We start from the raw sequence: 14,569 nt of genomic DNA, 5'->3' as shown, positions 1-14,569 counted from the left end.
CCAGGCTTAGGTCGGCTACCAACTTCTTGAGTTGACTGTTTTCTTCCTCTAATTGACGTAAACGCCGGAGTTCTGTAATCCCCAAACCTCCGAATTTCTTCTTCCAATTGTAGAAAGTGGCCTCACTTATACCCATCTTACGACAAACTTCTTCGACTTTCACTCCTGTCTCAGACTGTTTCAATGCAAAAATAATCTGACTCTCTGTAAATCTGCTCTTTTTCATTAGACTTTTCTTTATTTAAATTTAATTATTTCTCGAAAAATCTCTACTTTTAATTGTTCCAGTTTTTTGGGAGAAGGTCAGTTCCACTTAAGCTCCACATTTATTGGCACTAAAATTTATAAATAAGGTTAGATCATGAGAAAAAGCAAATTTACAGAGCGCCGGATTTCGGCAATTTTAAAAGCGTATGAATTTCGTCGATCTGTTGAGGAAACTTTCAGAAGTATTTTTTCGTTATCATACTTTTCATAGCTGGAAAAGAAATTTTTTTTACTCAACAGTACACATTATAATTTGTAAAAATTAAGAGTAAAGACAATAATATATATATCTTAAAAAGATGCTGGCCAGCCTGAACATAGCAAAAGCATCATTAATATATTGGCAAAAAGTGGTAAAAACCAGCCACATTGAACCAAAGCGAGAATTCTTTTAAAAATAGATTATTACATTAGTAATAATTAACGTCAAAGCCCCGCTAAGATTGGTAAAAGCGATCGTTACAGAATCTTATTGCCCAATCAAAACTGAAAATAAGTCCTCCAAATTATTTGGTTCTTATTAATTCTTAGGCATTAAAAAATTCTCAATACATCGTATTAAGTTCGTTGTCTACTTTCTAGGAATTTTTGTTAATTACAGGATTAGCATACATTTCCAGGAAGCTTTTTTTAAGTTCGGCATCTGAACTGTCAATCCGCATTTCCAGGCGGCGTACAAAAAGCTGCTTTTCTTCTTCTTTATAATATTTGGAATATTGACTGCTACCATTCAGTAAATCAAAGGCAATATAATTGGTTGGCCAAAGCTTATAGTTTTCAATAATAGAGCGGTCTATCATTTTCGCAATTGCCTGAAGCTGTTTATTTTTGTTTTCGGTTACCGAAGCAATTTCATCAAATTCTGTTTCCAACAGGTTACCGGCATGTAAGTGAATGCGTTTTTTTTGCCCCAGTACCCCACTCAGCATGGTTTTAAAATCTTCATCTTCATCTTTGATATACACTTCATTTTTAGATTTCGCCATGACCTGCGGCATTTTAAGGGCATCGGTGGGATCATACTCATATGATATGGATAATGGAACTACTCTAAGCGATTTAAAAAATTCAGCTAAAGGACGGTTTCCTGCTGCCATAGCCAGCATTTTCAGAACGCCCTGCTGGGTAGCATCATTGCCGTCTTTTGTACGGCCTTCCCGTTGAGCAATCCAGACGGAACGGTTTTCGGAATGAAGCAGATTATAAATATATTCAGACATCAGCCTTGAGCTGTTCAGCTGCTCACGGATGGGCAATCCCCTCTGCACTAAAAAATTACGGTTTAATTTTGCCAGCACATGCAGAAATCTTTTCTGGACAAGGTTATCACCGATTGCTGAAGAAGTCATAATCAGCCCTTTATCCAGCAATACTAAATTCAGCAAAGAGGTATCCAGGACAATATCCCTGTGATTGGAAATGAATAGGTAGGAAGTATCTTTATCCAGCTGATCGAATCCGGAGGTCGTCAGGCCTTCTGAACTTTGTGTGAGAATCTGCCTTACCGTCTGTGAAATATACTGATGCTGAAAATCGCTAATCGAATGAATATTTTCAAACTGATTCAGCCAAAAATCTTCTTTAGAATCCGGAAAAGTAAACTGCATTAGTGCATTCATCATGGGATGCCTGGCTATACTTCCCAAAGCACTGTTCACTTCGTGATCATAAAAAGACCTGATCTCATCAAACTCCGACATATTTTTATTTAAAAATTAAAGTTGTGCAAAAAAACAAAAATTAATTGAGTTAATAGGGTTATGGGCTACCTATTTACAGAATTTTCAAATTTAAAACTATACTTTAAGTCATTCCGGTTTATGAAAATATTACATTATCTATTTTTTCAAAAAATCTTCCAATAAATAAATGTTCTTAATGTATATCAAAAAATCCCCGTAAGTTTTCTTACGGGGATTGGGTATATTTTACTTTATTTTCTGAATTACATCGTTTCCATCTTGAACGTCATGCTTTCAATAACTTTCAGGATTGCTTCAACCGTATCCATTGAGGTCAGACAGGGAACACCGTTTTCCACACTCATTCTCCTGATCTGGAACCCGTCTCTTTCAGACTGCTTGCCTTTGGTCATGGTGTTTACTACATACTGTACTTTTCCTTTCTGGATCAGGTCGATAAGGTTTACACTTTCCTCTCCGATTTTGTAACCTATCTTACAAGGGATTCCCTGCTCTGCAAAGAATTTTGCGGTTCCTTCGGTTGCCCAGATCCTGAAACCTACTTCATGGAATCTCGCTGCCAGATCTGCCGCTTCCTGCTTATGCTTGTCAGCTACCGTGAACAAAATAGAACCGTGCATCGGAACTTTTCTTCCGGCGGCTACCAATCCTTTGTAAAGGGCTTTTTCAAGCGTTGTATCTTTACCCATTACCTCTCCGGTAGACTTCATTTCAGGGCCTAAAGAGATGTCCACTTTTGTTAGTTTTGAGAAAGAGAACACCGGAACTTTTACGAAAACGCCTTCTTTATTGGGAACCAGTCCGTTTTTGTAGCCTAAATCCGTTAGCTTCTGACCTAAAATTGCTTTGGTTGCCAGGTTGGCCATCGGAACTTCAGTAATTTTAGATAAGAAAGGAACGGTTCTTGACGAACGTGGATTCACTTCAATCACATACACATTCCCTTCAAAAAGAACGTACTGAATGTTCATTAGCCCAATCACATTCAACCCTTTAGCCAACCTCTCAGTATAATCTACCAGCGTTTTGATTTCTTCGGGGGACACATTCTGTGGCGGATACACTGCGATTGAATCTCCGGAATGAACTCCGGCTCTTTCGATATGCTCCATAATCCCGGGAATAATTACGGTTTCACCGTCGCAGATCGCATCGACTTCCACTTCCCTTCCTGTAATATACCGGTCAACCAGAACCGGCTGATCTGGGCTTGCCTCTACCGCAAACTCCATGTAATGAGACAATTCGGCTTCGGTGTAGACGATTTCCATGGCTCTGCCTCCCAACACATAGCTTGGACGAACCAAAACCGGATACCCGATCTCATTGGCAATTTTTATCGCTTCTTCTTTTGAAGTGGATGTTTTCCCTAAAGGCTGGGGAATCCCCATTTCCTGAAGGGCTTTTTCAAATTTATCCCTGTTCTCCGCTCTGTCCAAGTCTTCAAGAGAAGTTCCTAAAATCTGCACGCCATGGGCGGCTAATTTATCCGCTAAATTGATAGCGGTCTGTCCGCCGAACTGAACCACAACACCTTTCGGTTTTTCAAGTTCGATGATGTTCATCACATCTTCTTCCGTCAGCGGTTCAAAGTATAATTTATCGGAGATAGAAAAGTCTGTGGAAACCGTTTCAGGATTGTTGTTGATGATGATTGATTCATACCCCATTTCTTTGATCGCCCAAACCGAATGAACGGTGGCATAATCAAACTCAACTCCCTGCCCGATTCTGATCGGTCCTGATCCCAATACAATGATTTTTTCCTTGTCTGAAGCGACACTTTCGTTTTCCTCTTCATAAGTACCATATAAATAAGGGGTTTCACTTTCAAATTCTGCGGCGCACGTATCTACCATTTTGTATACAGGCATTACTCCGTTTTCTTTTCTGAAATTGAAGATTTCACGTTCCTGTACATCCCAGAGCACTGCAATATTGACATCGGCAAAACCTAGTTTCTTAGCCTGAATTAAAGTTTCTTTGTCAAACTTATTGTCAGCGATCACTTTTTCGAAATCAATTAATTTCTTGATTTTCCAGATGAAAAACTTATCGATTTTACTCCATTCCACGATCTGTTCCCAGTCGTAACCTCTTCTTAAGGCATCACCGATGATGAACAATCTTTCATCGTCACATACCCTGATCCTTCTTTCGATTTCTTCAGCCGTAAGGGCTTCGGCCTGCTTGGTTTTTAAACCGATATGCTTAATTCCGGTTTCCAGAGAACGGATGGCTTTCTGCAAAGACTCTTCAAAATTCCTTCCGATGGCCATCACTTCACCCGTCGCTTTCATCTGAGTGGAAAGCCTTCTGTCAGCCGTTTCGAATTTATCAAACGGGAATCTCGGGAATTTGGTAACCACATAATCCAAAGCCGGCTCGAAGCAGGCGTATGTTTTACCGGTAACCGGATTCATGATTTCATCCAATGTTAGTCCTACCGCAATTTTCGCAGCAATTTTCGCAATCGGATACCCTGTCGCCTTACTCGCCAAAGCAGATGAACGGGAAACTCTCGGGTTTACTTCGATGATATAATATTCGAATGAATTCGGGTCTAAAGCCAACTGTACGTTACATCCCCCTTCAATTCCCAATGCCCTGATGATTTTTAAGGAAGCATTCCTCAGCATCTGATATTCTCTGTCAGAAAGCGTCTGAGAAGGTGCCACAACGATTGAGTCTCCGGTGTGAACTCCAACCGGATCTATGTTTTCCATGTTACAGACCACAATGGCATTGTCGTTCGCATCACGCATTACTTCGTATTCAATTTCTTTGAAACCTGCGATTGACCTTTCGATAAGGCACTGCGTCACAGGACTGTATTTCAGACCTAATTCGGCAATTTCTTTTAATTCAGTTTCGTTGGAAGCGATTCCACCTCCTGTTCCACCCATCGTGAAAGCAGGACGCACGATAACCGGATAACCGATTTCTTCTGCAAAATTCAAAGCTCCTTCAACCGTGTTGACGATGTCAGATTCAGGAACCGGTTCGTTCAGCTCTCTCATCAATTCACGGAAAAGGTCTCTGTCTTCCGCTCTGTTGATCGCAGAAAGTGTGGTCCCGAGAACTTCCACTTTACATTCTTCAAGAATTCCTGATTTTTCCAGTTCCACGGCCATGTTCAGACCTGTTTGTCCGCCCAGGGTTGGTAAAAGTGCATCCGGGCGCTCTTTTCTGATGATGTGGCTTACAAACTGAAGTGATATCGGCTCGATGTATACTTTATCCGCGATCTCCACATCCGTCATGATGGTTGCCGGGTTAGAATTGATCAGAATTACCTTATAGCCTTCTTCTCTCAGGGAAAGACAAGCTTGTGTTCCTGCATAATCGAATTCTGCCGCCTGACCGATGATGATGGGCCCGGAACCGATTACTAAAATTGTTTTTATATCTGTACGTTTTGCCATTTTATATTTTAGATATGAGATACCAGATGTCAGACTTCAGACTTCCGGCATTGTGTTTTACTTTTTTAGATTAGATTTAAATGAGTAAATCATTTTTTGAATTTCATTGAGATTTGATATTAAACCGTTGACTTTTTCTGCATTAAGCAAGCCTAATTCTCTGGTTAAGATTAATTGGGTCTGTAACTCAAAAGAAGAGGCATTTGCAATTCCAAGAAAATGGTAGAACTCTCTGTCATTATTTCTGCCTGCTCCTTCTGCAATATTTGACGGAATTGAAACGACTGATCTTTTAATCTGAGAAACCAGACCAAATTTCTCATCTTTTGGTAAATCAGAACAAATAATATAAACTTCTTTTGCAAGTTCTATTGATTTTTGCCAAAAAATAAGTTTCTCAAAATTATGCATAGTAAAGTCTGCTATCTGATGTCTATTATCTGAAATCAATTCTACTTTTTAAACCCTTCCATCAGCTCAATGAAATCATCAAACAAATAATTTGCATCTTCCGGGCCCGGGCTTGCTTCCGGGTGGTACTGAACGGAGAAACAAGGGTGGATTTTGTGTTTCAGGCCTTCGTTGGTCCGGTCGTTCAGTGCAATATGCGTTTCGATAAGATCCGTAGCTTTTAAACTTTCCTGATCCACGGCATACCCATGGTTCTGGGAAGTGATGGCCACTTTATTTTTCTCTAAATCCAAAACCGGATGGTTTCCTCCCCGGTGACCGAATTTCAGCTTGAATGTTTTTGCGCCGCAGGCCAAGCCGATCAACTGGTGCCCTAAACAGATTCCGAAAATAGGAACTTTCCCTAAGATCCCACGGATCATTTCCAGAGCCTGCTGGTTATCTTCAGGATCGCCGGGGCCGTTGGACAACATCACGCCGTCAGGATCCATCAGTAAAATTTCTTCTGCAGTCACATCCTGGGAGACAACGGTAATATCACAGTTTCTCTGAGATAATTCCCTGATAATGCCCAATTTGGAACCGAAATCAACAAGTACGACTTTCAAACCTCTTCCCGGATTGGCGTAAGGGGTTTTGGTAGACACCTGTTCCACCTGGTTGGTAGGAAAAGTGGTTGATGTTAATTCCGAAACTACCGTATCTTCATCAGCATCCGCATTAACGATCTTTCCTTTTACCACTCCATGATTCCGGAGAATCCTGGTCAGTCTTCGGGTGTCGATTCCTGAAATCCCTGACAGGTTTTTCTTTTTAAATAATTCATCCAAAGTAATCTGAGTACGGAAATTGGATGGCAAATCACAAAGCTCTTTTACAATAAGACCTTTGATGGCCGGCTCAATACTTTCATAATCATCTCTATTAATCCCATAGTTTCCGATAAGCGGATACGTCATGCAAACAATCTGACCGCAGTAAGACGGATCAGAGATCAGTTCCTGATACCCTGTCATCCCGGTATTGAAAACCACCTCTCCCGCAGTTTCCGAGGCTGCTCCGAAACCTTCTCCATGAAATACTTCACCGGACTCCAGTATTAACTTTTTCTTCATTTTTTAAATTAGATATTAGATTTTAGACATTAGAAGTTAGACTTCTGCATTCTGTTATTTATTTCTTATTTTTAACTGCCCTTGAAAAATTCCTTGAATTTTCACCACCTCACCTTTGGAAGGAAATTTTGTGAAGGTTTATTTATCTCTTAACACTCATGCGAATCTGAGCCTTAGATTCTTTAAAGGTATACCCTTCCTTTTCCAGGGCTTCCTTAAGAATGGACATTCTTGCAAAAACCCCGTTCTGCATTTGTTTGAAGATTCTCGAACGTTCACATTCCACAAGATCCGTATCAATTTCCACTCCTCTGTTGATGGGCGCTGGATGCATGATAATAGATTCTTTTTTCATGGCCTTTTCTCTTTCTTTTGTCAAACCATATTTTCTGTGGTATTCGGATGCGGAAAAGCTCATTTTGGCATCGTGTCTTTCATGCTGGATTCTTAACAGCATCAAAACATCAACCTCTTTAATCAATTCATCTACCGAAAGATAAGTCCCGTTGATTAAAGCGCCCTCATCAAACCACTGTTCAGGTCCTGAGAAATATACCTTTGCGCCTAATTTTCTCAAAGCTTCCGCATTTGAATTGGCAACACGGCTGTGTTTTACATCTCCTACAATGCCTACCTTAAGGCCTTCAAATTTTCCGAATTCCTGATAAATCGTCATTAAATCCAGCATGCACTGAGATGGGTGATTACCGGTGCCGTCTCCTCCGTTGATTACAGGAATCTTTATATTTTTCAATTCGTCAAAATACCGGTCTTTCTTATCTCTGATCACGACAAGATTCACCCCTAAGCTTTCGATTGTCTTCACCGTATCATACAGACTTTCACCTTTGTTCACAGAACTGTTTGCCGCATCGAAAGGAACGACCTGCAGTCCTAGTTTTCTTTCGGCAATATCAAAACTTGTTTTCGTTCTCGTGCTGTCTTCAAAGAAAAGGTTGGAACAAAAAACCTCTCCTTCTATTTTAGCTGTTTTACCATCGGCAAAAGCTATGGCTTCTGTCAGTATCCTGTTGATTCTCTCGGTACTCAGTTCTGTAATCGTAAACATAATAACTCAAATTTTTTACAAAAAAAAAGCGAAGAAATATCTTCGCTTACTATAAATAAATATCGTAAAGGGCGTCTACGCCCGGTAATTCTAATGATATAAATACTGTGTTATTCATTAGGTGCAAAGATATAACAATTTTGTAAATCTGCAAAAGAAAATCGGACTTAGTTAAAATACCACAATAATACCTTACTTTCATTTTTAAATATTATTTTTGTCTCCATTCAATCATACTATATGGATTTAAAAGACAAAATGATTCTCAGTATCGTCCAGGAAAATTCCACACTGTCCGTAAAAGAAATTTCAGAAAAAATCGGTCTTACGTTCACCCCTACTTATGAACGGATCAAACAGCTGGAGAAACACGGAATTATCGAGAAATACGTTGGCCTTCTGAACCGTGAAAAGTTAGGATTGAATATTGTGGTCTACTGTAACATCCGCCTGAAGGAGCAGTCCCAGAAAGTCCTTGAAAGCTTTGAAAAGAATATCGGAAAATATGATGAAGTCCAGGAAATCATCAGCCTTTCCGGCGAATATGACTACATGCTGAAAATTATTGCGAAGGACATCAATTCGTATAATGACTTTACGGTCAATGTTATTTCAAATATCCCGAATATCGGGCAGTATCACAGTTCTATCGTTCTTAATGAAGTAAAAAAGTCCACCAAGTTTAAAATTGATCTGGATTAACAGTAATATTCGGCTTCATACATTAAATTGCTTGGAGTCCCGCATGACATTGCTACCAATGCTCTTTTTAGCATTAAAGATGTCATGCTGAGCCTGTAAAAGCATTTGATAAAAATTTTTAAGTTAAAATAAATTATCCCAACAATTTATTTTTCAATGTATTAAACTGATATTCTATTTTATCCAGACAAAGATTCCCAATACTTCCCTGATGCGTATGATTTAAATTTCCTGTTTCAAAATCAAACCTGAACTCATTATTTTCAATCTCCTGCCCTACTTTTACATACGCATCACGGAACGAGCTTCCGTTTTTCACTTCTTCATTGATTTTTTCCACACTGAAAATATATTTGTACTTCTCATCTTCCAGAATTCCATTTTTTACCTGAATATTCGGTAATGTATTATTCAAAATATCCAGACATTCTTTTAAAGAATCAATAGCGGGGAAAAGAATTTCCTTGGTCAGCTGCATATCCCGGTGATAGCCTGAGGGAAGATTATTGGTGAGCAGAATAAATTCATTCGGCAGCGACTGTATCCTGCTGCAACGTGCGCGAACCAGTTCAAAAATATCCGGGTTTTTCTTGTGAGGCATGATGCTGCTTCCGGTGGTAAACTCTTTTGGAAAGCTGATAAAATCAAAATTCTGGCTTAAATACAAACAGACATCGTAAGCAAATTTCCCCAGGGTACCCGCCATAGTTGCCATTGCCATCGACACCATTTTCTCCGACTTTCCGCGCGTCATCTGGGCATACATTGAGTTATAATTCATTGATTGAAAACCTAAATTACAGGTGGTACTCTCACGGTCAATCGGGAAAGAAGAACCATAGCCTGCCGCTGAACCTAACGGATTTTTATTAATGATGTTCTTAACGGAAAGAAACATTTCAACATCATCCAGCAATGCTTCAGCATAAGCTCCAAACCACAATCCAAACGATGAAGGCATCGCAATCTGCAAATGCGTATACCCCGGAAGCAATACATTTTTATGTCGATCTGCCAGCTTAATTAATATTTGAAAGAATTTATCTGTCAATGTTGTAATCTCACGGATCTCATCTAACAAATACAGTTTAATATCCAGCAATACCTGGTCGTTCCTGGAACGTGCCGTATGAATTTTCTTCCCCGTATCTCCTAATTTTGCAATTAAAATTGACTCAATTTGTGAATGAATATCCTCCGCACTTTTATCGATTTTAAAAGTTCCGCTTTCGACTTCTTCTAAAATTTCCTCTAAAACAAATAGCATTTGATTTGATTCTTCCTTGGAAATAATTCCAACTTCTGCCAACATTGTACAGTGCGCCATCGAACCTTTAATATCATATTTCGCTAAACGTTCATCAAAATCAAGATCTTTCCCGACTGTAAAGTTATTAACTAATATATTGGTGGCATTATCGTCTTTTTGCCATATTTTTTTCATATTTTTTTCTTTTTGTAGATTGCAGATATCAGATACGAGACTTTAAATCTGAAATCTAATGTCTGAAATCTCAAGTATTATAAAACTTTTTCTAAAATCTTAATATAAAAATCAATTCCCTCTTCAATTTCCTTTATATAGATGTATTCGTCCGCGGTGTGGGAGCGTGTGCTGTCGCCGGGACCGAGCTTTACCGATGTACACGGAATAATTGCCTGATCGGATGATGTTGGCGAACCGTAAGTTGTCCTCCCGATTTCCAGACCTGCCTGTACAAAAGTGTGATCCATTTCGATTTTTGAAGAATTTAATCTGAAAGATCTTGCAGTCAACGTTGATTTCATCTTTGATTGGATGATTTCAAACGCCTCTTCATTAGAATATTCGTCTGTAACCCTAACATCTAAAGTAAAAGCACAAGATTCCGGAACAACATTATGCTGAACTCCGGCATGAATTCCAGACAACGTAACTTTAACTTCACCCAAATAATCCGAAACTTTTGGAAATTTAAAGTTTAAAATCTGATGTAAATCTTCCATACATTTCAAAATCGAATTATCATTGTTCGGATGAGCAGCGTGAGAAGGAGTACCCTTCATTTCTCCATCAATGACCAACAATCCTTTTTCTGCAATTGCCAGATTCATCTGCGTCGGTTCTCCTACAATGGCAAGCTCTATATTGGGTAGTTGGGGAAATAAGGCTTCAATTCCGTCAAAACCTGAAATCTCCTCCTCAGCCGTCAAAGCAATCACTAAATTATATTTTAAATCTTCCTGAGCATAAAAATGCAAAAAAACCTGCGCCATCGAAACCAAAGAAGCTCCGGCATCATTGCTTCCCAATCCAAACAGCTTTCCATCTTTTTCAATCGCTAAAAAAGGATCTAGGGTATATACTTTATTTGGTTTTACCGTATCGTGATGGGTATTCAGCAAAATTGACGGTTTGAAAACATCAAAATTTTTGTTCACCGCCCAGATGTTATTTTTAAAACGTTTTGTCGGAATATAGTGCTTTTTGAAAAAGTTTTCAATTTCCACAGACGTATTATATTCATCCTTGCTGAATGACGGAATCTCAATCAGTTTTTTCAGCAAATCCATTGCGTTATTCAGTAATTCTTCCTTACTATAAACAGATTTCAGTTCCTGCATGATGGTTTTCTATATGGTTTTTCAATTCGGTTTCTTTAATTAAGAATACTTTATTGACATTATTCTTTATGGCTCCAAGAGCATTTTCCAGTTTAGGAAGAATGCCTTTATGAAGTTTTCCTTCATTTTTTAAAACAAAAAACTCTTCTTCGGAAATATTTTTTATGACAGATTCAGGATTTTCGACATCTTCCAGAACCCCTGACTTATCAAAACAATACAACAATTCAACATCATATTTTGAAGATAAAGCCTGGGCAATTACTGAAGCAATCGTATCTGCATTGGTATTGAAAAGATTTCCTTTTTTATCGTGGGTAATCGCTGAAAATACAGGGACAAGCTTAAGTTTAAGCAATTTTGAGATCAATTTCCTGTTCACGCTTTTCTTCTCAATATCTCCTACAAACCCGAAATCTATTTCTGCATGTTCTCTTCTTTTAGCTTTAATTAAATTGGCATCAGCTCCCGAAAAACCTATGGCTTTACATTTTTTCTGCTGAAGTTTAGCCACAATATTTTTGTTGATTCCTCCCGCATATACCATCGCCACAATATCTAGGGTATCTTTATCAGTGATTCTACGTCCATTGATCATTTTCTGTTTAACGCCTAATTTATCTGCCAGTGTGGTTGCTAATTTTCCACCGCCATGAACTAAAATTTTTCTTTCCTTAATTTCAGAAAACTGCTCCAGAAATTCTTTCAATAATTCCTCATCATCGATTAGCGCGCCTCCTATTTTTATGATATATAATTTTTCTTTCATTGCAAACCTTTTTGAGAACCCTGTCAAGGTTTTCAGCCTTGACAAGGTTTGCGAGTGAAAACCTAACGGGTTTCGGGAACCCGTTAGGTTTGATGTCATTTTGAATTGATCTCGTCCAAAATTTCAGAAAAAACAGCCTGTGCAGAGAAAACCCGGTTTTTTGCCTGTTGATAGATAATAGAATTCTCACCATCCATAACCTCATCACTCAATTCTACATTACGACGAACCGGCAGGCAATGCATCACTTTCCCCTGATTGGTATTGGCTAATTTTTCATTCGTCAGCATCCAGTTTTCTTGAACTTCAGGCATTGCGGCATAATCATCAAAAGATGACCAGTTTTTCACATAAATAAAATCCGCATCTTTCAACGCTTCATCCTGATTGTGAATTACTTTTACCTCTTTTGTAAAGTTTTTATCCAAATCATAACCTTCAGGATTAGCAATTACCAATTCAACATCCATTTCCTGCATCCATTCTGCGAACGAATTTCCTACCGCATGGGCTATCGGTTTGATATGAGGCGCCCAAGTCAAAACCACTTTAGGTTTGCGCTCTTCCTTCCAGTTTTCTGTAATCGTGATGCAATCTGCCAAACTCTGTAAAGGATGGCGGGTTGCCGATTCCAGAGAAATTACCGGGACTTTCGCATGTTGTACGAACTGACCTAGAATACTTTCATTAACATCATCTTCCTTGCTTTTCATTCCTGCAAAACAACGAACTGCAATGATGTCGCAATATTGGTTTAATACTTTAATCGCATCTTTAATATGTTCTACCGTATCGCCGTTCATCACGGCTCCGTCTGCAAATTCCAGATTCCAGGCTTCCTGTGCGGCATTTAATGTCAACACATTTAAACCTAAATTTTGCGCTGCAATCTGGCTGCTTAAACGCGTTCTCAAACTTGAATTCAAAAAGACAAGTCCGATTGTTTTTCCTTTTCCTTTCTCGGTTTCCGAAAGAGGAGTTTCTTTAATTTGTAAAGCCTTTTTTATGATTTCCCGTAAGTTTTCAACATCGCTTACAGAGGTGAATTTTTTCATTTGGAAATTTTTATTTTTTCAATGGACAAACAGAGCATCCATTTCATTTTGAATTGATTTTAAAGATTTTTATCTTACATATTTTTGTCATTCTGACGAAGGAAGAATCTCACATCTTTAAATAGATTCTTCACTTTACTACGTTTCGTTCAGAATGACAAAGCGCATAATTTTCGCAGTTTAGATTTCTTCAAGAACTATTTTCAAAGCACTGATGAACAGATCGGTTTCTTCTTTTTTAATGTTAAGTGCCGGAAGAATCCTCAACACCGCCTTATCACTGGAATTTCCTGTGAAAATATGATGATTGTACAACAGGCTGTTCCTCACCTCTGAGCAGTCCCTGTCGAGTTCGATTCCAATCATCAGGCCTTTTCTTCGGATTATTTTGATATGTGGAAAATCTTTAATTTCGTTTTCAATATACTCGCCCATTTCCTGAGCATTTTCGATGAGATTCTCATCTTTCATTACATCCAGTACGGCAGTTGCAGCCACACAAGCTAGGTGATTTCCACCAAAAGTTGTCCCCAATAAGCCGTTGCTCGCCTGAAATTTCGGATGAATCAAAACTCCGCCGATCGGGAAGCCGTTCCCCATTCCTTTTGCGGTTGTGACAATATCTGCTTCAATTCCAAATTCCTGATAGGCAAAGAAATAGCCGCTTCTTCCGTAACCTGACTGGACTTCATCTAAAATTAAAACAGCATCATGTTTTTGGCACAATTCTTTGATTTTATTTAAAAATTCAACCGTTGGAATCATAATTCCGCCAACTCCCTGAATTCCCTCGATAATCACAGATGAAATTTCATTTCCATGTTTTTCAAAAACGGCTTCAAGCTGTTCGATGTTATTCCATTCAGATTTAATGAATCTTTCGTCAAAATTTACCGGAGCTACAATTTTTGGATTGTCGGTCACAGAAACTGCTGCCGAAGTCCGGCCGTGAAATGAACCTGAAAAATACAGCACTTTGCTTTTTCCGTTGTGAAAAGAAGCCAGCTTCAAAGCATTTTCATTCGCTTCAGCTCCTGAATTACACAGGAATAAACTATAATCTTCCAAACCTGAAAGCTTGCCTAATTTCTCAGCCAGTTCAGTTTGTAATTCATTCTGAACCGAGTTTGAATAGAAAGATATTTTATCTAATTGGTTTTTTAATTGAGTTTGATAATGCGGATGGTTATGCCCGATAGAAATTACCGCATGACCTCCGTAAAAATCAAGATATTTTTCTCCTTTATCGTCCCAAAGAAATGATCCCTGAGCTTTTATTGGATTGATGTTGAATAATGGATATACGTTGAATAAATTCATTTTTTGTTTTTTATTAATTTCTTTTGTATTGAAATCAAAGATTCGACATAGTCAAACAAAAGAAACAAAGTTCAAGATTGGAAGCTTCCGCTAAAAATTTAAATTAAATCCTAAAATTCCCAAAACTCG

General features: G+C 38.6%; 12 protein-coding genes. 1 reads left to right on the top strand and 11 read right to left on the bottom strand.

Annotated features, from left to right (window positions below; all coding sequences use genetic code 11):
- From H561_RS0108305 to H561_RS0108280, 6 genes are all read right to left on the bottom strand, one after another.
- A partial coding sequence (locus tag H561_RS0108305; protein WP_027386577.1) for a transposase occupies positions 1-226 on the bottom strand: 226 nt, incomplete at its 3' end.
- A gap of 619 nt (positions 227-845) precedes the next feature.
- Complete coding sequence (locus tag H561_RS0108300; protein WP_027386576.1) at positions 846-1,967, bottom strand: glycerol acyltransferase; 1,122 nt, start codon at positions 1,965-1,967, stop codon at positions 846-848.
- A 245-nt stretch (positions 1,968-2,212) separates the two neighbouring features.
- Complete coding sequence (gene carB / locus H561_RS0108295; RefSeq protein WP_027386575.1) at positions 2,213-5,395, bottom strand: carbamoyl-phosphate synthase large subunit; 3,183 nt, start codon at positions 5,393-5,395, stop codon at positions 2,213-2,215.
- Positions 5,396-5,452: 57 nt separating this feature from the next.
- The gene (locus H561_RS0108290) at positions 5,453-5,806 is read right to left on the bottom strand and encodes a four helix bundle protein (RefSeq protein WP_027386574.1); all 354 of its coding nucleotides are present in this window, start codon (positions 5,804-5,806) and stop codon (positions 5,453-5,455) included.
- 41 nt (positions 5,807-5,847) lie between these two features.
- On the bottom strand, positions 5,848-6,921 hold the full coding sequence (locus H561_RS0108285; protein ID WP_027386573.1) for a carbamoyl phosphate synthase small subunit: 1,074 nt from the start codon (positions 6,919-6,921) through the stop codon (positions 5,848-5,850).
- Positions 6,922-7,063: 142 nt separating this feature from the next.
- Positions 7,064-7,990 carry an aspartate carbamoyltransferase catalytic subunit gene (locus H561_RS0108280; protein WP_027386572.1) on the bottom strand — a complete coding sequence of 309 codons (927 nt, stop codon included), beginning with the start codon at positions 7,988-7,990 and terminating at the stop codon, positions 7,064-7,066.
- 240 nt (positions 7,991-8,230) lie between these two features.
- On the opposite strand from H561_RS0108280, the gene H561_RS0108275 reads away from it, so the two are divergent.
- On the top strand, positions 8,231-8,692 hold the full coding sequence (locus H561_RS0108275; protein WP_027386571.1) for an Lrp/AsnC family transcriptional regulator: 462 nt from the start codon (positions 8,231-8,233) through the stop codon (positions 8,690-8,692).
- Between the two features lie 133 nt (positions 8,693-8,825).
- Here H561_RS0108275 and argH read toward each other — a convergent pair whose 3' ends face one another.
- The 5 genes from argH to H561_RS0108250 all read right to left on the bottom strand — a co-directional run bounded on the left by argH (position 8,826) and on the right by H561_RS0108250 (position 14,440).
- Complete coding sequence (gene argH, locus H561_RS0108270) at positions 8,826-10,136, bottom strand: argininosuccinate lyase (protein WP_027386570.1); 1,311 nt, start codon at positions 10,134-10,136, stop codon at positions 8,826-8,828.
- A 77-nt stretch (positions 10,137-10,213) separates the two neighbouring features.
- The gene (locus H561_RS0108265) at positions 10,214-11,296 is read right to left on the bottom strand and encodes a M20 family metallo-hydrolase (RefSeq protein ID WP_027386569.1); all 1,083 of its coding nucleotides are present in this window, start codon (positions 11,294-11,296) and stop codon (positions 10,214-10,216) included.
- Positions 11,271-12,065 (bottom strand): acetylglutamate kinase, encoded by a 795-nt coding sequence (argB, locus tag H561_RS0108260; protein ID WP_027386568.1) that lies wholly within the window; start codon positions 12,063-12,065, stop codon positions 11,271-11,273. Before argB ends, H561_RS0108265 begins: the two co-directional genes overlap by 26 nt.
- A gap of 95 nt (positions 12,066-12,160) precedes the next feature.
- Positions 12,161-13,120 (bottom strand): N-acetylornithine carbamoyltransferase, encoded by a 960-nt coding sequence (locus H561_RS0108255; protein ID WP_027386567.1) that lies wholly within the window; start codon positions 13,118-13,120, stop codon positions 12,161-12,163.
- A 180-nt stretch (positions 13,121-13,300) separates the two neighbouring features.
- The gene (locus H561_RS0108250; RefSeq protein ID WP_027386566.1) at positions 13,301-14,440 is read right to left on the bottom strand and encodes an aspartate aminotransferase family protein; all 1,140 of its coding nucleotides are present in this window, start codon (positions 14,438-14,440) and stop codon (positions 13,301-13,303) included.
- Positions 14,441-14,569 lie beyond the last annotated feature (129 nt).

The sequence above is a fragment of the Chryseobacterium gregarium DSM 19109 genome, from assembly GCF_000430845.1.
GTDB lineage: Bacteria > Bacteroidota > Bacteroidia > Flavobacteriales > Weeksellaceae > Chryseobacterium > Chryseobacterium gregarium.
The sequence above is the reverse complement of the archived record's forward strand: the minus strand, read 5'-3'. Positions and strand labels throughout refer to the sequence as shown.